Genomic DNA, 17,427 nt, shown 5'->3' with positions numbered 1-17,427 from the left:
CTAATCGTGGCTCAAATGGGTGGGCATGGCTTTTTTCACAAGTTTTGCGCCGTCGTTCAGGTCTCGTAGGCGATTGTGGGAATCCATAAACACCGTGGCAAAAAAAGTAGAATGGTACATGTACCCGAGGATTCGACAATTGCCATGGTGTTTACACACGAGGCGAAGTTCTTTGACCTCAGGGCTATTTCGAAGGGCTTTGATGCCACCGGCATGAGTTTTATGGACGGCTTTTAAAAACGCGCGAGCCCGACGCTCTTCATCGGTGGTGTTGTACCAGAGCACTTTTTCTACAATGTCTTTGTTAAAAGCGATGCGAAACTCAGTGGGCTCAGAGTTTACGAGGTACTCAAAGTCGGCCCGAGCCAGTAGAGGCTCATCCTCTATTTGGGAGTATCGCTTCGCACTTTTTCTTCTGATGAGAAGCTCCACGTGATCTTTTATGTGGGCCGCTTCATTGGCCAAACCGATGAGTTTCTTGTGGAGATGGGATGTCCACTCCTGCTGATTATGAATATAAAGTTCCATGATATGGTCGATGCCATGAGTGAGCTTATCCACGGATTGGTGAATTTTTTCGTTAACATCATGTTTAAATTTATTTTCATTGAGCAACCGCAGGATTTCATTGCCGGTGTCTTCCACCTGCATCAGTGAATCTTCCACACTGAAGTGAGCGCTTTCAAAAGGCAAAATAGCGAGAGCACAGCGCGAGCTCGCGAAAACCTCAGAAACCGAAAAAACACCCCAACAAATTGCGACGAATAACACCCCTGCGCGCAATGAACTTACCCCTAATATGAATTTGTGATAGGTCCCTGGCCTATCGCGCCTTTAGAAACACTGTCAAGTCTGTGAGTTGTAGCTTGAACAACTTATAAGCCTACGTCCTCTTTGTATGCGCCGCGCAATTCGTCGTCCGGTCACGGACAAAAGGGGTCGGTTCACTGAACGTCTCGGACGCAGTACCGCGCTGAATGGCTGCCTGTATTGGCATTCCCGTTTGCAGTGACAAACGCCCATGAAAATATATTCTTTTATTCGAAACGGCATTGAATTGCAGCCGGTGGAAGTTGAACTCAGTTTGATGCCCGGGTTGCCCACACTTCAGCTCATGGGTTTGCCAGATGCAGCCATTAAAGAAAGCCAGCTGCGAGTGAGATCGGCGTTAAAGCATCAGGGGTTTCAGCTGCCAAAGCGTCAGCAGATCTTGGTGAACTTAAAACCCGCTTACATGAAGAAAAGCAGTCGGGGTTTGGATCTGGCTATAGCATGTGCCTACCTTTGGAAGACGGAGCAAGTGCCGCTGCCGGCCCGGCAAGGGCCACTGTTTATTTATGGCGAGCTGGGATTAGAGGGCGCGGTGACGGTTCCAGATGACATTGATGCTCTGCTGGCTCACCCCAGAGATTGGCCCATTTATTCAGGGCTGCCCAAGCATGAATTGGGGTACGATATTTTTGCAATGAATCAGCTGCGCGACTTGCATCATCCGCAGTTTATTGAGGGGACGAATTTTAAATACAAAATGAAAAGGCCGCCGATAAAGGATTTGTCATTTTGTAAAAAGGCCGGGCGCCTAATTGCGGTCATGGCCACAGGCGAGCATCCCACCTTGCTTGCCGGCCCGGCCGGGTCAGGCAAAACCACATTGGCCGATGCCGTACACTTATTGTTGAGTGACCCGAACCCTGAAGAATTCAGAACCAGTCAGCAAATTGCAAAGCTTCTAGGGAGACCCATATCGTGGCGGCCCATGGTGGCTCCCCATCACACAACCACGGCCATGGCCATGATTGGGGGTGGATCTCCACCTGTGCCGGGCGAAATCACCCGGGCCCACGGCGGAGTGCTCGTGTTGGATGAATTTTTAGAATTTCCCAGTCGAGTCAAAGAAGCCCTTCGAGAGCCCCTAGAAAAAGGGGAAATCAATGTGGCTCGGGTCGGGCGTCGCCAGACGTTCCCGTCGAAGTTTCAATTGATTGCCACGACAAATTTGTGTCCCTGTGGAGATCTCGTGCCGGGAAAGGCGATGCAATGCCAAAAGAGCTTAGTTCGTTGTCGTTCGTATATTGATCGACTCAGTGGTCCTATCCTTGATCGATTCGATGTGCTGTCATTCAGCGACCAGTGGAAACCGGACGGAGACGTGCCGCTCAAGGAAATCTTCGAAAAAGTGAAAGCCGCACAAGATTTCGCCAGGACAGATCGGGGGCAAACTGTTTTGAACGCCGAGTTGCAGGTGGACGACCTATTGGGGCAAGTGGAACCCTTTGTGAGAGATCACTTGATGCCAGACACCTCCGGTTCTCGGCGCCGGCTTCGCGCACTGCTGCGGGTGGCCCGTAGCCTAGCTGACTTGGATCATAGCCCTAGCATTAAAAGTAAGCATCTAGAAGAAGCCAAGCTCTTTACCTTAACGTCTTTTCATTCATTGAATCGTTTGTTTTTATGAGAGGACGGATAAAATAGTGCGTTCCGTCAAAAGTAGAGGCGTTTAACAACCAGTTGAATTCTTACGGGGATTTTGGTTGTATCAGACTTCTTTAAATTGATAGTCGGTGGCGTGGGAGAGCGGCTATCCAGCGGACTGCAAATCTCCTTAGAGATGGCTCAGGGTGAGATTGTTAATTATAAAGGATTGAAATGAGTAATAAATTTAACTGGACTAAAAACTGGGTGGCTAGCGACTTAAAAATAGTGGCTATCTTTTTACCACTCTTTAGTCGAGTTAATTTTTTTAAATTCAATGGTGGTGTGGCCGAGTGGTTAGGCAGCAGACTGCAAATCTGTGTACGGGGATTCGATTTCCTCCACCACCTCCACTTAAATCCAGGAGTGTCTCTTGGATAAAGCCATTGACCTTAAAGCCTATAAACAAGCCAAAGGCATAACTGAGATCGTCAAAAAGGTTGAAAGCACCACTTTATCTACGCTAGAAGTTTACCGACAAGTTATTGAAATGCGAGAAGGTAAACGTGAGCGCCAGATATCACATAAAAAATCCAAGTAAGTCGAGAGGTAAGGGAAAGCGAAAAACTTTCTCCATCTTTCTCGCGACTCCCCAAGACGACGGCTCCACGAAGACAAGTGCTTTAACTGACAATCTAGATCTCATAGCGATCAATAAAAAGTATTGTGAAAAAACTCTGACTTGGGATGAGGCCAGAAAAGAAGTTGAGCAACTACGCAATCGTCTCAATGCAAACATTGGGCAATACACCCACTATACTGGCAATGCCACTAATGACAAAGTTTTGACCAAATATTGGGAAAAGAATTACGAGCACAGACCTATAAAAAATAATTCCAAACACTCTGCTCGTCATGATCTGCGAAGGGCTATAGATGCGCTTGGTCCATTGAGCATTGTTAGTGCGACTAAGGAGCAAATTGAATCAGCCATTTATAATTCTGACTTTGATAATCCAAAGCAAAGAAGAATTGTTGCACGCTTAAATCAAATTTTAAAATTTCTGCAACGCGAGGATGTCAAACTCAGGCTTCCTAAAAAAGTTAGAAAATCTGTCAATTACCTTACAGTCAGTGAGTTCGCGAAAGTTCTAGAAGACGAAAAGCGAGAAGAAATAAAAACTCTTTATAAAGTTTGTTTTTATACAGGGGCAAGACTTGGGGAAGCCTTTCACCTTTCGACTGCTGACCTCTCTCCATGCAAAAAGTTTGTCCAAATCAACTATCAAATGACGGATGATGGAAAGAAAGCAGAACCAAAGTGGGGTTCATCTCGTCCAGCCTATATTTTTTCTGAAGGAATTGCAGCCTTAGAGAAATGGAATGAGGACAAGAAAAAAATAGATATATCCAGAACAGCGGTTTCCGCACGCTTTCGACGAAGTTGTCAGAGAGTGTTTGGGGCTAAAAAATCTGGTTTAAAGTTGCACGATTTGCGTCATGGTTATGGAATAAGACTTTTAAATCATGGGGTCAGTATTTCCCTCATTTCCCAGTCTATGGGAAATTCTGTGCAAGTATGCCAAGAATTTTATTTGGGCTATGAACTCACCCCTGAGTCTATTCAGTTGATTGATAGTAAAATAAAAAAAGGGAGCTAAAAAGCTTCCACAGGGAATTGAACTTCAAATTTCATTTGATCAAGAAACCCTTTCAAAAAGATACTCTATATCAGAAGCAGATAAATCACTGGTCCTCTCTTCAAGGAATTGAGAGAGTAAAACCTTTCCATATGTGCTTTGGTGTATTATGGGTTTTTCATCAACAAGAAGATGACCTTTTTTAGATAAAACCCCCTCCTTAGGTGCTACTACCTTTGAATGATCACTTGTAATATTATTAATTGAAAAAACTCTTGAAGTTTTACTCCCATCAGAAACTTTAAATGACATTTTTTTATCATTACAAACTGAGAACATTTTTTTATTTCCAAAATTTTGTAAAAGAGCCTCTACACATTTAGGAGCAATACCATTGCCACAAATTTTATACCTGGCATTGTTGGAAAGAATTTTGTGGTTGCCTCTTTTATCAATCCCAACTCTGGTATAGCCTTCTGGCCAACCCATGAGTCTTTCACACTCTAAGGGGCTGAGAGGTCTGATAAACCCATCAATTTCATTGTTTCTAAATTTTTTTAAGTTTTCCAGGGTGGGATCAAAACTACAAACCTTACTTCCATCACCACTTTTCACCCCATAGCTTGCTGTAATAGTATTAACATAACCCTCTTTAACAAGGTTTCCACAAAATTGCTTCAGCTTTAATTTTGAAGTTCTGTAGTCCTGCCTTTGAATTGACAGCAAGCCTGGCAATTGTTGCAAATTTTTGGACCCAAAAACAAAAATTCTATTCCTAGACTGGGCTGATCCAAAATCTTTACAGTTCAAAACTTGCCACTGTAAATTATAACCCAAAGAAGAAAACTTTTTGAGAACTTCTATGAAGTCCTTCCCACCATTTGATGACAGAGTCCCTTTTACATTTTCCCAAAGAAAGTAAGATGGATTGGCTTCTTTCAAAATTCTAAGGTATTCATAAAAGAGAGACGACTTTTTCCCTTTTAGGCCTAATCTGTTTCCTGCCATTGATAGATTTTGACAAGGACTCCCACCCACAAGAAAATCAAATTGAGGAAGATCTTTAACCTTGATTTTATTTATATCACCATAATTTGAAATCTCTGGATAATTTTTCCTAAGAACTGATGAAGAATTCCTGCTGACTTCTGAAAAGCCAACTACTTCAAATCTATCATCTAAACCTAGCTCGAGCCCACCTGCTCCTGAAAATAAACTTAAAACCTTAATTTTATGACTCATTAGAGTACCTCCATAGTTGCCTTTGAGATACCCCTTAAAGAAAGTTTTAAGCGTTTTTCCGAAATTATTTTTTATTTGTTAATTGAAAAAACCATTTACAAATCAAAACAATCAATTTTTGTTCGCATAAAAGGCATCGAGTCCGTCTTTATTCTTCCATTTAATTTAAACTAGGAGGAAAAAAATGAAGCTGTTAACAAAAACGATAAAAAAAAGATTTAGAAAAATTGGATGTCAAGATGGATTACCTGACGAAGAAGTCATCGTTGTCGCAAAATACTTTCACGCCTGTGGCCATTGGACTTGGTACGCAACAGAGTTTAATGCTGAAACCAATATGTTTTTTGGTTTAGTTGCGGGTGATTTTCTTGAGTGGGGATACTTCTCGCTCGATGAGTTTGAAGAACTAAGGCGGAAAGGTATTTTTATCGAGAGAGATCTATACTTTCAAGAGGCAACAATTGAAGAACTAAAGACTGAAATTAACGAAAGCTACTCTTTTGGTACATTAAAATGAAATGTAAAAAGGATTTAGAAAAAGAAATTGGTGGATTGCAGGCAGTGGTGTCTCGATATCGTTATGCTCTGGGTAATTTTTATTTTTTTCTTAAAAAGAAATCAAAAGAAAAGAACGAAGAACCATTATCGAATTATGAGAAAGATTTATTAGAATATTTAGAAGAAAACCTTGGCTTCCCAGATGATATGGAAACCAAGGAAAACTGTTATAAAAAACATTTTTCAGAATAAGGGGCGCATTACGCGCCCTTTTGCTTAGACTCCTTCTCTCTTCTCGAGAAAAGCTCTTTAAGCTCACTAACTTTTAAAAGTATAGCGTTGTCTGCTATACGAATCACTAACCATTCACCGTTTCGACTCAAGTGTTTGCCGGTGATCGAAATAAGATTCCCTCTTTTTTCTGAAGAATCATTTTTCTTTTCGCTCATGTTAATCTCCTTTGTTTTGGGTAAATTCTGTCAACCCGTCGCAAAGATCTGGGGTTGATGAAGTTATCAAAAGAAGAGGAGAATCCGCATTTTTAGCGCAAAAGAGAATCAATGGGGTTTGATAAAAAAACGGAATCTCATCTAATTTGGCAATCTTTGTATGCGGCTAATATTGTTTGTGTTTTTTTCGCATTGGTGGCACGCACCAACGGTGCTAGTGCCACCTGAATGATCTGATAACAAGTGTTTGTAATACGCTTACACTAATAGCGTATTACAACAAAATCTACCACCCAAAGAAATTTTTTTAAAAAAAGCCTCTAAATACGTTTTTAAAAATCCATTTAAAAAAAGTTGGATAAACCAACGCAATAAAAATCAAGGAGGATAAAATGATTTTTAAAAAAACAGTTAATAATTTTTTCGTACAGTCAGTTCGATCATTCACAAAACAGGAGCAGGAAGACTATTTCAAGCAGAAGCAGAAAGAGAGAAAAGAGCCTTTTGAAGTGGCTGGGTATCAAATTGTGGTCATGCCAAATGGAAGTACGACCAACTTGCCTGGGATATTCAGAACTTCTTTGTCTGACATTAAAGAGAATGCCACCTACGACATTGAGGTTTCTTGGGGAGATAACAATTTTCAAGGCATAGGAATTGGTGCCATTGTCGGCTTAAAGGAAGTTAGAGATGGAAAGACTGGTAAGTAATCTTACTTTTCTAAAAGATCACCCCGTGGAAATTGTCTGCGGGGTTTTTGCTACGATAGTAGTTTTCAATTTAATTAAGAGAAAGATGCTTAAAATATGGATCATAGAAAATCTATTTATTTTAAATATTGCAATGGAACAGTCTAAGGTAAATCTAAAGAAACGATTTTCGAGGATCATTATCGAAGTCAAACATCCCCATCCTAAAGCCAATGAATTTGAAATTAACAAGAATAGGATAAACTCCTTTGCTCCCGACGGATATAAAGTTGAAGACACTAAGCGGAGTTCAAAAAAATTTCAGATTATTTTACGACAAATCCGAAACTGCCGACCCTACGATATGCCACTTTCTAAGTTGAAGGTCGGAGAGCTTTATTGCGGCCATAATGAATTTGGGGAAAAGGTTTCCTCACCTATACAGAGTATTTATATGGCTGGCATGACTGGTATGGGAAAAACTCAAATGATGGAAAATCTTATACGACAGATTAAAGGCAAAAGTCCTGAGTATAAAATATATTACGCAAGCCCAAAAAAAGACGCTCTTATAAATTGTTGCGATAAATATTTCCATATAACAGAAGCAACACAGTTAAATGCATTGAAGACGCTAATGCTTAAAACAATAGCAAAAGCAGAGGAGTTCCCCGAATCGCCCCAAAAAGTAGTTTTTGTGGTTGATGAAATCGGATACTGCCTCGAAGAGTTCAAAGCTAACAAAGATAAGGAGGCCATGGATCTGTTCAGAGTTCTTGCTCAAGTTCTACGAATAGGTCGATCTTCTCAGGTTTTTGCATTTCTCGCTTCACAACAATTGAAGATTCAAGAATTATCAGCATCAACACCTATTCATAGAGCAATGATTCCTATTGTTCTGACATTTTATGTTAAGGAGCTCGAAGCTTATAAAAATGCTTTTGGCTCCGATGAACATTACTATTCATTAAAAATGCCAGGGCAAGGAAGAGTTCAGTCCAATCAAATTGATAGCTTTTTCTATGCCCCCAGGCGGATCAAATGATTGTACTCTCCAGACGACTTGATCTGGTTAAAATTAACCAAAGGTTGCCAAGAAAAACGGACTCAGATATCCCAAGGGATTCACATTTTCGGAGGCTTTTCGATATGAATAACTCTGGTCAGAGTAAGCACAATATTTATGGGGAGATATTTACTCGCAAAGGAATTCATGTTCTCATGGCCAATCGAGGGGTCGAAACCACTTTCAAAGGTGAATTCTACACCCTGTCGAGACATAAGAAATTATTGAACGCGTATATTAACAATTTCACGTTCAATTTCCCCGAGTTGACCTCACTAACCCGTGTAGATATCTGCATGGACGTCTTAGCCAATTCCTCTTCACTTTCTGAAGTCTTCAATTTTAAGGATGGAATGACATTTAAACCGAAGAGGGGAAAGTGCAGGGCTTCAAAGTTTTACAGCATTGGCAAATCGGGTGAGCCACAACTATCAAGCTTATATGTAGGAAGCGCAGTTAGATTTCTAAATATATATAATAAAGGTGTTGAGGTTGAGGAAAATAAGAATCGTTCTGACGGAAAATACCAATATTATAAACACATTTACGGAAAAGAGACGGACCTCAATAAGGTTTTTCGAGTCGAATTGCGAGTTATGAACCGATCTTACTTAAAAAAGCATTTGCAAACAGTTTTCGATTTGAATTTTGGGGATCTTTATACTGATTTATTCTCTGATTTCTTTAATTTTTACGAGGTAAAGACGGCAAAAGGTAATTCACACCGACAATGGCAAAAGTTAAAAAAGATGGTTCTTGCAGGAACTATTTAAAACTCAAATGTGTAGGAGGCTGAGGCTAAAAGATTGACACCGCCAACAAAAAACAGAGCGTTTTTAACTCCACTTTGATCTTGCTGAGTCGCACTGTAAATATTAAGAGCTGCGACCAGTCCATGAGTAATAGCTTTAATCACCCTTTCTCTTTTATCTCTCAGCTTTTTTTGATGATAATAAGTTCGCAGGAAAAGAGACTTGTCTTTTGGTGATAGGCCACGAGTGTATCGGAGGGCATCGTAGAGGGCTCGTTCCTCTCCTCCAATTTTCCACTGGTAAGCTCCATAACCAACCGATGCTATCCCGATTGTTTGGAAAACTGTGTAAATTCCCTTTTCGGCTGGATCGTCGGTAATGCTTTCGCCCCAGATACCTCCCGCTAAAGCTATTGTCCCGCTGATGATATAGCTCAGCCCATTGCGATAATCGGCCTCTTTCAATAGGCGCACCTCTTTGGAAAAGTCTTTCCAATAAATTCTCTCTTTATTAACTTCCACTTCCTCTAAAGCAATAGCCTGCACAGAAAAAGCTAAGAGAATAAAAAAAGTGGCTGATCTAAATACGCCAGCCAAGCTGTACGTAGACAGTTTGAGTAAAGAAATCTTCGTCCTCATTTGTTAGTTTTGTTGTTGAAAATAAAACACCTGCATCAATTTGATCGAGAGCATAGAAAATTCCACCAGAAATACCATTGGCATCTAATCCTGCGACTAGGTTCATTGCTCCAAAATTATAAGAACCACCAAATCTGAGCTTCTCGAAATCCGTTTCTTCTTCGTAGGATAAACTCTTGTACTCAAGAGAAATTTCTAACTCTCCCCATTTCACTGGGGGACTGATACCAAAACCAAATTGCACATCAACAGGCACTTTTAGTTCGTCATACTCTTGCGAGACCGAGCCTAAATTGGCGACTAGCAGTGAAACACGTGGTTGCCATTTTTTTGCTAGAATCCATGTGGCACCAGGCTCTATATATGTAGCTGTTTGCTCTTTAGCTTTTAAAGCATCTCGACCAGCTGTGGTGCCAAGAGAAATAAGTTTAAATTGTTGGCGGATAAACTTTCTTTCAACAAACCTTGCTTGTACACCTAAAAATAGATTATCAAAGGTTTCTATACCTGTTTGGAACATAAATCCCTTTTCTTCCATGACAGAGAGTTCCACGTCGGGATTGGCTTCATTTCTTACAACGGAAAGCCCTTTAACAGTTAAAGGGGTATAGCGGGCATTTAAAAGGTTTGATTGAAAATCAAGCTCAGCGTTGGCCTCTATTTGAATAATTTTTCCTTCAGAGAAAAGTGTGTCCACCAACTCATCAGACACCTCTCCTTTTATTAACTTTCTCACATTATTTAATGAGGAGTACCCGTTGGACAGTAAGAGCTCAATCCCAAGTTTGGGCTTTTTCTGAAGAGGTACATTGGCTGGATTACAAGGCATACCATCGGGGATGTTTTTTATAGCCAAGCAGGAATGGGCCATTCCTTTAATGAAAAGACTAGACTGAACAGTTTCAAAAGTTCGCGGATTGCGACTAAAGGCTAGGGATTGGGCTAGAGCTGGAGAGGTGGAAAAAATTCCTGATGAAACAGATAAGAATAGAGCTACTGATCTCCACCACATTTAATGAGTTTTCCAAATCCATGCTGTATTACCGCTTGTTGTAAAAACATGCTCGAAGCTTCATCTATAACCATCAATGACGTTGTGGCTAAAGTCAAGTTAGAGACGGTGTCAGCGACCTCATCACTAGTAGTTTTTAGGTCTTTGGCTTGGTCATCATTTGCATATCCGATATCATTTAAGACACCAATTAGCGTTTTACCTAGCTCAACAAAGGTATCATTCACATTTCCAAGGTCAAAACGACAAGTTTCTGATCCCTCAGGTTTTACAAACTCCCCAATTAGACCTTCTGCTAGTATGTGTTTAAACATGATGATACCAAGGATTGCTCGATAGAGAGCATCCTCAGGTTTTAATCTGTCGTCTGTCTCGTTCAGGAGATAAATGGCATGCTTGATGTAGGTTGCTTGATCAGAATTGATAACTGGAATAACAGCATAGACTTCAAAAAATTGTGCAAACTGAGTTAAGAGACGAGCAACATTGATTGCCGTGGTGTTAACCTGATTACTTACGCTGGCTTTGTCGTCAACATCTTCTAGAGAAAGTTTTAGATCTTTCATTTTATCAGCTTTACTAACTGCTGGTACAAATTTTTGAACTTTCATTCCACCCTTGTGGGCGTAGGCTGAAGCCAAAGTTATCTTGTATTCATAGTTATCTGGATCGCTGGCTAATTCTGATTCAAGTAATTCGATGGCTTCATCAGTTCTTTGCTCGTCAATGAGACGGTAAGATTTGAGAACCACATCTTCTTTTTTATTCTGAGTGTCGTTCTTGGCGCAAGCATTTATTACAATGCAAGCTACAGCTAAAAGGGATGCGGTAATCAACTTTTTCATTTTACTGGCTCTCACTGGCATTTTCTTCAATTTTATTTAAATCGAATTTAACTTCGCCATTCGCAAGGACTGTGATTTCTGAAGTTGCTTTTTTGCGAGCATTCTCAAAAATATCGGCATTAGCTTCAAATCGAACTTCACCGGAATTATTGAAAATCATATCATTAACCATGGCATCTTCACTGTTTGAAAGTTGAACCTTAATGTTTGAGCAGTGAATGGTGTCGATAATTTTCTCGGAGTCTTGAGTGATTCTACATGCGGAATCTTTTAAAACCTCGTTAACTACGATGTCTTTGAAAATTGTTTCTAAATTTTCATTGTTCAACTTAATCTCTAAGTTTGAACCGATCCAGTTAGCCTCAACAGCAACGAGGTACTTTTCTTCTGAAGCGCATGAACGAAAAGAATAAGTCAGTTTCTCACCGATGGCTTTTTTCTCTGTAGACTCAGTAGTTGATTCCTCATCGGACTCTTCGTAGATGACGCTTGATTCGAGGGAGGTATGGAGTGTTCTGCATTCTTCAGACAATACTGTGAGAGGAAGTTCAATTTTGCTATATCGGACAAGGCGACCGTCTCGGTTTTCAGGGATTTTAGCTTTTAGTTCTGCATTGACATCAAGTACAAAATCTATCGGGGTATAAACATCTTGTGCTTGATCAGGGTTTTGAATCTTTTTAAACAGATCAATGATTCTTTTTACCTTTTCAACTCCTTGGTCAATTTGATTGATTCTCTCATCAATCTCAGCCTTTTGAGTTAATCGCTCATCAAGTGTTATACCACTGAGCTGGACAGAATCAGGGGAGGATTCTACAAATTTAGAATCACATGCCACCCATATTGAGGATAAGGCTATTAAACTTCCTGCAAGAATTAGCTTTTTCATTGTTTTCTCCAAAAACGTGTCAATTTTATTTACGCTTGCAGTAATTACAAATTCCATTCCTAGTTTAGATCGTCTAAGAGGCTGATATTTTTGTTCTGAAGAAGATTTTGAAGGCAATCAAATCATAAGTACAAAAAATGCCAGACTGGAATGACAAAAATTGTCAAAATTCGACCGCTCTGGCCCCATATTGACGACGCTGCTATTTGGATCAATGCCCACTAATGATCCCAGTCGTTTCCAGTTTTCTTCAGAGCCGCTTTTTCAATTGCCTTATCTCCGGCAAAACGCTCTATGGCTTTTTTAAGTGCATAAGCATGGAGTTCCTGATCGACGTTGTTTTTTAGCTTTATGATATGGTTATTATGCTTCTCTATATTTTGAGCCATTTTAATATTGGCTTCTTTTATGGCCAGCTCTTGCTTTTTCAATTGTTCATCGAGTTTGACCTTTTTGGCTTGGAATTCATTTTCTAGGCATTCAATTGAAGCCCTAAGTTTTTGATCTCGCTCAAATAGATTTTGAATTTTCATCAAACAGTCTTCTCTATTATATATGATGGCAATTAGAAGGTTCTTTGTCTTGCGCACTTGACCAATTGTAAATTTAAAAAGTGCCATGGCCGTTGCTACTGCCCCAATTATGAGAAGCAAAGGAAAGTCTACTGGCCAAGGAATTCGGTCAAGAAATAGACCGACTCCAATAGTGGGAACAGATGTTAGGAATAATGTGAAGGCTATCAAGGTGAGAATTTTTATTGCAGTTAGAATTATTTCACTTAAAAGTAATAAAAAATAAATAAGCTTAGCTAAAAACATTGCACACTCCTTATTTGCAAGCCATGACGAGATCAATAAATTTTGTGTTTAAATCTTCTGAAAAATTCCCGTAAATGCATTCTTTTGGTTGATTATTTTTGTCGGAAAGATTCTTGATTTGAATAAAGTGAGCTTTCTCTTGTTGGATCCCGCTGTGCGCAGTAAAAATTCTTGTATTTATATTACCTGAGATGATTTGGCTAAAAATGTTTGAGTTCGCTGTGTATTCACACTGTATAAATCCGTTGTCGTAGTAGATAAGCTTTGCTGGGTTATTTTTGCCAATTGTAATCTCTTGGTTATTTGTCGGTTGTAGAAAACCACTTTTATAAAGAACCTGATAGTATTCTGTGGTGCCAGGAAGTGTCGGATTGATTGAGTTATCTTGAAATGCCAATACAAACCAGGTTCCTATTTTACCAACAGCAATAGATCCCAAAGCCAAATAGTTGTCGCTGTCCGGAGTTCCATAATTGACATCCCCAGGTCGATGTAAAACTCCCTCTACGCAATCCCAAGTCTCTTCGGAAATTTTCTCAACTTGCGCATAGGCTGATGGATTGGAATTAATAGTTGTCCGGTAGGAGAATTGCTCAATCCTATTTCCCGTAATTCTAATAAGAATTTGTGAGTTTTTGGTGTATTCATCAGTGAAGCCAACATAGGTTCTTTGGTCAGTAATTCCACCACAATGAACTTTTTCTAAGTAAAAAGCTCTGCCATACAGGTCGTTTTTAATAGGAGCAATCTCAAAACCATTACCTTTTAAGTATGTGTGATGTTCAGCATCAAGATTGTCTTTCGGAAATCCCTCTTGCCAGAGGTCATTAAGAGTGTAATCAGTCTTAGTTATTCGCCCCAATGGGTCATCTTCAGGAATGCAATCAACACAAGGTTCGATGCCAACAGGTGGAGCTGATGGTGGTGAATTTTCCTTGGATCCACAACCTGTCAGAATGGTAAGTGTTAAGAGAAGAATTAAGTGTTTCATTTTTACCTCCAAGGCCCTTGAACTTTGTTTCGTCAGGGCTCAGAAGAGTTCCCCTGTGAAATAAATTCGAGGAGTGCGGAGATAAAAAGAGTTGAGGCTTAAGATGCCTTGTTTATTTTAAGAATTCTATGGAGATCCACTCCAGTAATCACCGAAAACTTCATAAGTGTTTCTAGCGTGCATTTGGTTGCTGTGCTTGAAAACATTCTTTGTACCTGAGAAAGACTGGTCCCCACTGCTTCAGCTAAAGCTCTCACAGAATAGCCTTGTATCTATGCAATTTTCTTTTTTTAACGTGCAAAGGTTTGATTCATTTTTGGAGTCTTTAAAGTGGTACAGCTGTCAATTCTTAATCCGGCTCTCCCTTGCTTTGCTCGCAATTTGATAGATCTTCTTCCATTCACTATTGGTTAGATCCAATGGAAGGGTAAGCTTTGCTTTTCGATCGTTTTTTAAAGGGACTTCAACAGAAAGAGTTCTGTGGACCAAAGCCATGGGGCTCAACTCCTCTTCGGGCTGAGTATTTTCATCAGAGGCTTGGTTCGGCGTTAGTTTTAGGTGTCCTTTTCCCAGGCCACAGGCCCCGACGGACTGAACTTCATAGAGAAACATAAAACGCATATCACGAGTGGTTTCATCCAGTTTTCCCACGCCAACCTCTGCCAAGAGACTAAAGACTTCTTTGAAGTGCCATAGAGGGGGCAAATTCGGCTCGTCTTGAGCTTTTAGCTTGAAATAGAGCTGTGGAACATTGGTGGTCTCTCTATGTCGCTTACGGTCCATAAGGTGTCTCAGAATGAACTCCAGACTCTCCCTTAGATCAGGGTGGGTGTTGGCCACAATTTCGTGGAGGCTCTTTTCGACTTCGCTGAGGTTCTTCACGCAAATCTCCTTTTAGAACAACCTATCGGAACAATTTAAAATAACATTAGCATTTATTTGATAATTTAACAGCTAAAAGTGGATTATTTTGCTCAAAATTGCTAAAATAAGGTAAATATTACAACAATATAATGTTGTTGAAATCTTAAATTAGCAATCCTTTAAATCTTTGATTTTTTCAATTTAAGCCCTGTGAGTGGCTAGGCAGTGGACTGCAAATCCGTGTACGCCGGTTCAAATCCGGCCGCCACCTCCATTTCGTCCGAAGATGACTCTATGACTTTACCACTCACAGTCGTTCCGAGATGTAAGCCCCTTCGGGAGTCGAACATCGGCGCAGCCGATTTGTCGAAGATCGTTCGCTGTGGCAAGTGGTGTCGGAAGGGCCCAGACCCGCCGACTAAAACCTCCTGCGGCTTTCGGTTGGGGTGACCCACGGGAGTTAAGTAGCAGGCGAAAAGCGGCACGAGGTACTGTGCGCAAGTAACATTCATCAGCCTCAACACAAGTGAACAGCTAATAAGGCGGCTTCGATGAGCCTCGCTCCTTCGAAGCTCTCATCTCGCTGGGAAGACGATGCTAGGCCCAAGCGGTTGGCGACGTAGAAGGCAAGACTGTGCGGGAGAACTCTGGGTTTGCCCTCACGGCAGCATCCTTGTCACTGGCTGGGGGCGGGTGAATGAGAGTCATAGAAGTTAACCGGAGAGATCTTTTAAGACAGTGGAGGAGGTTGAAGCCTTCACAACCAAAGGAGTGAAGTCAATAAGCTCCAATCAGGTGTCGTAAAAGAAGTCAGAGACACCCATAGTACTCACGAAGACAAGGAAACCTGTCGAGACTCAACGGACGAAGTCAGAGGAAGGGGTTGTCAGGTCCAGAAGGAACTTGGATTTGCAATTGTGTATGTAATGAGGATCTTGAGATGAACCAACATCCAACCGGGGCTAGGAAGTACATGTCCCTTAGCCCACAAACAAGACACATTCGGATCCGGGTGGCCGAGCATGCAAAGAAAGGTCGTAAGCAGTGGGATCTATATCGCTATCTTACAGACCCATACCTCCTGGCTGATGCGCTAGAGTTGGTGATTAAGAACCGCGGTAGCGCGGGTCTTGACCAAGTTACCGTAGTGTCGGTTAAGGGCAAGGAATGGGATTTCGTGAAAGATCTGAGTGAGCGACTCAGAGTGAGGACTTATCAACCGGGTCCGGTCAAACGCACTTACATCCCCAAAAGCAATGGGGAGCAAAGGCCTTTGGGTATTCCTAACCTGGAGGACCGCGTGGTCCAACGGGTGCTCGTACTGCTATTGGAGGTGGTTTACGAGCAAAGGTTTCATGATTGTTCCTATGGGTTTCGGCCGCATAGGAAAGCGGTAGATTGTGTAGCCAAAGTGGCTCAACAAGTCTACCGCCATCGACACATCTTGGAGGCTGACATCGAGAAGTTCTTCGATCAAGTCAGTCACAATAAACTCTTAAAAATGCTGACAAGAGAGATCTGTGATCCCCGAATTCTCCGGTTGATCAGCCAGATGCTTAAGTCAGGTTTTCAGGAGCCCGGTAAGCCTTGGCAGCCCAGTGGTAAAGGGACCCCGCAAGGGGGGCCGCTGTCGCCATTGCTAGCCAACGTTTACCTCCACCATGTGCTTGATGAAAGATTTATGGAAGTCTATGGGCAAAGCTCTAGGGTGAAGCTATTCCGTTATGCTGATGATTTTGTGATTACAGCAAAAACGCAGGCTGAACTCAAGACGGCTCGAAGATTTTTATACATATGGATGCGCGAGGGAGAACTTAGTCTCAAAGAGAGTAAGACTCGAGAGGTGGATATGACCAATGAACGGCGTAGCCATCAATCGAAGTTTGATTTTCTGGGGTTTAAGATTCACCTTCGGGCCTTCACTGATAACCCTGAGCGATTTTGGATTGCTAGGCAACCATCAGAAAAGGCCCGTCGCAGTTTGAAGGCCAGTCTCAAGGAGAAGCTCCACGTTCATCTTACAATGAATGAGGCGCGGGATGTGGTGCAATCGGTATGGCGAGGCTGGTGCAATTACTTTCGGTATTCGAACGGCAACAGCATCATTTACCGAGAACTCCATTCCGTACGCCGCCAAATCTACCAGTACCTCAAGCGGAAGTACCGGAGAGGCGGTCGCCCGGTGCCGTGGCGCAAACTGACGAAGGTAGCCAAGACCATATGGAGACCTATAAAGCCTATAGGTGTGATACCCAATCATCTCGACCACAAGCAAGGTAGCTTGCTTTAATCTGGGAGAGCCGTATACGTGAACGCGTACGTACGGTTCGGTGAGGGCTGAGGGGCTGGTGGTAATGCCAGCTGCCTCGGCTACTCGGTAATTTACAGCCTGGCCGAGGCTCAAAAAATGGTAAATCACTAAAATTATAAACAAATGGTTTCAATCAGTTAGTCGGATCGACACGTACTTTACATTACTGAACATCACTCACCATAAATCAAAATGGCGGATTTCTGGTGGAGAGTTGGCGGAAAGGTTTTGCCCTGGTCATCAGGCACACCCTTTGCTATTTAAGCACTTAGAATTAAGAGTATTCATCAAAGTGGACTGTATTAGCA

The 17,427-nt window shown here is 41.5% G+C and carries 20 protein-coding genes and 1 tRNA gene; 10 read left to right on the top strand and 11 right to left on the bottom strand.

All coding sequences use genetic code 11. From position 1 onward, the window contains the following. Entirely contained in the window at positions 1 to 666 is a 666-nt protein-coding gene (locus tag H6626_05785) for a hypothetical protein (GenBank protein USN48604.1), read from the bottom strand. A 355-nt stretch (positions 667 to 1,021) separates the two neighbouring features. Here H6626_05785 and H6626_05780 point away from each other — a divergent pair, with 355 nt between their 5' ends. The 4 genes from H6626_05780 to H6626_05765 all read left to right on the top strand — a co-directional run bounded on the left by H6626_05780 (position 1,022) and on the right by H6626_05765 (position 4,073). After that, a complete protein-coding gene (locus H6626_05780) occupies positions 1,022 to 2,455 on the top strand; it encodes an ATP-binding protein (protein ID USN48603.1) in 1,434 nt (477 codons plus the stop codon). Positions 2,456 to 2,751: 296 nt separating this feature from the next. Beyond that, a tRNA-Cys gene (locus H6626_05775) sits at positions 2,752 to 2,825 on the top strand. 20 nt (positions 2,826 to 2,845) lie between these two features. Further along, the gene (locus tag H6626_05770) at positions 2,846 to 3,013 is read left to right on the top strand and encodes a hypothetical protein (GenBank protein USN48602.1); all 168 of its coding nucleotides are present in this window, start codon (positions 2,846 to 2,848) and stop codon (positions 3,011 to 3,013) included. Next, entirely contained in the window at positions 2,979 to 4,073 is a 1,095-nt protein-coding gene (locus H6626_05765) for a tyrosine-type recombinase/integrase (GenBank protein ID USN48601.1), read from the top strand. Before H6626_05770 ends, H6626_05765 begins: the two co-directional genes overlap by 35 nt. A gap of 39 nt (positions 4,074 to 4,112) precedes the next feature. Here the strand turns inward: H6626_05765 and H6626_05760 are convergent, their stop codons facing one another. Beyond that, a complete protein-coding gene (locus tag H6626_05760; protein USN48600.1) occupies positions 4,113 to 5,294 on the bottom strand; it encodes a DNA cytosine methyltransferase in 1,182 nt (393 codons plus the stop codon). Between the two features lie 184 nt (positions 5,295 to 5,478). Between H6626_05760 and H6626_05755 the strand changes: the two genes are divergently transcribed. Together H6626_05755 and H6626_05750 are read left to right on the top strand one after the other, a co-directional pair. After that, on the top strand, positions 5,479 to 5,811 hold the full coding sequence (locus H6626_05755; protein ID USN48599.1) for a DUF2958 domain-containing protein: 333 nt from the start codon (positions 5,479 to 5,481) through the stop codon (positions 5,809 to 5,811). Next, positions 5,808 to 6,044, top strand: coding sequence for a hypothetical protein (locus tag H6626_05750; GenBank protein USN48598.1), 237 nt, complete (start codon positions 5,808 to 5,810; stop codon positions 6,042 to 6,044). The genes H6626_05755 and H6626_05750 overlap by 4 nt, the downstream gene beginning before the upstream one ends. A gap of 8 nt (positions 6,045 to 6,052) precedes the next feature. On the opposite strand, the gene H6626_05745 is transcribed toward H6626_05750, so the two are convergent. Continuing rightward, positions 6,053 to 6,241, bottom strand: a complete 189-nt coding sequence (locus tag H6626_05745) for a hypothetical protein (protein USN48597.1) — start codon at positions 6,239 to 6,241, stop codon at positions 6,053 to 6,055. A 392-nt stretch (positions 6,242 to 6,633) separates the two neighbouring features. On the opposite strand from H6626_05745, the gene H6626_05740 reads away from it, so the two are divergent. The 3 genes from H6626_05740 to H6626_05730 all read left to right on the top strand — a co-directional run bounded on the left by H6626_05740 (position 6,634) and on the right by H6626_05730 (position 8,769). Next, positions 6,634 to 6,951, top strand: coding sequence for a hypothetical protein (locus tag H6626_05740; GenBank protein USN48596.1), 318 nt, complete (start codon positions 6,634 to 6,636; stop codon positions 6,949 to 6,951). Further along, positions 6,932 to 7,975 carry a hypothetical protein gene (locus H6626_05735; protein USN48595.1) on the top strand — a complete coding sequence of 348 codons (1,044 nt, stop codon included), beginning with the start codon at positions 6,932 to 6,934 and terminating at the stop codon, positions 7,973 to 7,975. The genes H6626_05740 and H6626_05735 overlap by 20 nt, the downstream gene beginning before the upstream one ends. A 104-nt stretch (positions 7,976 to 8,079) precedes the next feature. After that, positions 8,080 to 8,769 (top strand): hypothetical protein, encoded by a 690-nt coding sequence (locus tag H6626_05730; GenBank protein ID USN48594.1) that lies wholly within the window; start codon positions 8,080 to 8,082, stop codon positions 8,767 to 8,769. Here the strand turns inward: H6626_05730 and H6626_05725 are convergent. The 8 genes from H6626_05725 to H6626_05690 form a co-directional block, all read right to left on the bottom strand. Beyond that, positions 8,766 to 9,269, bottom strand: coding sequence for a hypothetical protein (locus H6626_05725; protein ID USN48593.1), 504 nt, complete (start codon positions 9,267 to 9,269; stop codon positions 8,766 to 8,768). The genes H6626_05730 and H6626_05725 overlap by 4 nt on opposite strands. Before the next feature lie 58 nt (positions 9,270 to 9,327). Then, complete coding sequence (locus H6626_05720) at positions 9,328 to 10,398, bottom strand: hypothetical protein (GenBank protein USN48592.1); 1,071 nt, start codon at positions 10,396 to 10,398, stop codon at positions 9,328 to 9,330. Next, entirely contained in the window at positions 10,380 to 11,243 is an 864-nt protein-coding gene (locus H6626_05715) for a tetratricopeptide repeat protein (GenBank protein ID USN48591.1), read from the bottom strand. Before H6626_05715 ends, H6626_05720 begins: the two co-directional genes overlap by 19 nt. Before the next feature lies 1 nt (position 11,244). Next, complete coding sequence (locus H6626_05710) at positions 11,245 to 12,135, bottom strand: hypothetical protein (GenBank protein ID USN48590.1); 891 nt, start codon at positions 12,133 to 12,135, stop codon at positions 11,245 to 11,247. Between the two features lie 221 nt (positions 12,136 to 12,356). Then, positions 12,357 to 12,953 (bottom strand): hypothetical protein, encoded by a 597-nt coding sequence (locus H6626_05705; protein USN48589.1) that lies wholly within the window; start codon positions 12,951 to 12,953, stop codon positions 12,357 to 12,359. Between the two features lie 10 nt (positions 12,954 to 12,963). After that, a complete protein-coding gene (locus H6626_05700) occupies positions 12,964 to 13,944 on the bottom strand; it encodes a hypothetical protein (protein ID USN48588.1) in 981 nt (326 codons plus the stop codon). A gap of 98 nt (positions 13,945 to 14,042) precedes the next feature. After that, positions 14,043 to 14,201: a helix-turn-helix domain-containing protein gene (locus H6626_05695; GenBank protein ID USN48587.1), complete on the bottom strand. Its 159-nt coding sequence runs from the start codon at positions 14,199 to 14,201 to the stop codon at positions 14,043 to 14,045. Between the two features lie 85 nt (positions 14,202 to 14,286). Beyond that, on the bottom strand, positions 14,287 to 14,826 hold the full coding sequence (locus H6626_05690; protein ID USN48586.1) for a hypothetical protein: 540 nt from the start codon (positions 14,824 to 14,826) through the stop codon (positions 14,287 to 14,289). A gap of 922 nt (positions 14,827 to 15,748) precedes the next feature. Between H6626_05690 and ltrA the strand changes: the two genes are divergently transcribed. Further along, the gene (gene ltrA, locus H6626_05685) at positions 15,749 to 17,098 is read left to right on the top strand and encodes a group II intron reverse transcriptase/maturase (protein ID USN48585.1); all 1,350 of its coding nucleotides are present in this window, start codon (positions 15,749 to 15,751) and stop codon (positions 17,096 to 17,098) included. Positions 17,099 to 17,427 lie beyond the last annotated feature (329 nt).

Source organism: Pseudobdellovibrionaceae bacterium (assembly GCA_023898385.1).
Classification (GTDB): Bacteria; Bdellovibrionota; Bdellovibrionia; order Bdellovibrionales; family UBA1609.
This window is presented reverse-complemented; position numbering and strand designations above follow the sequence as displayed.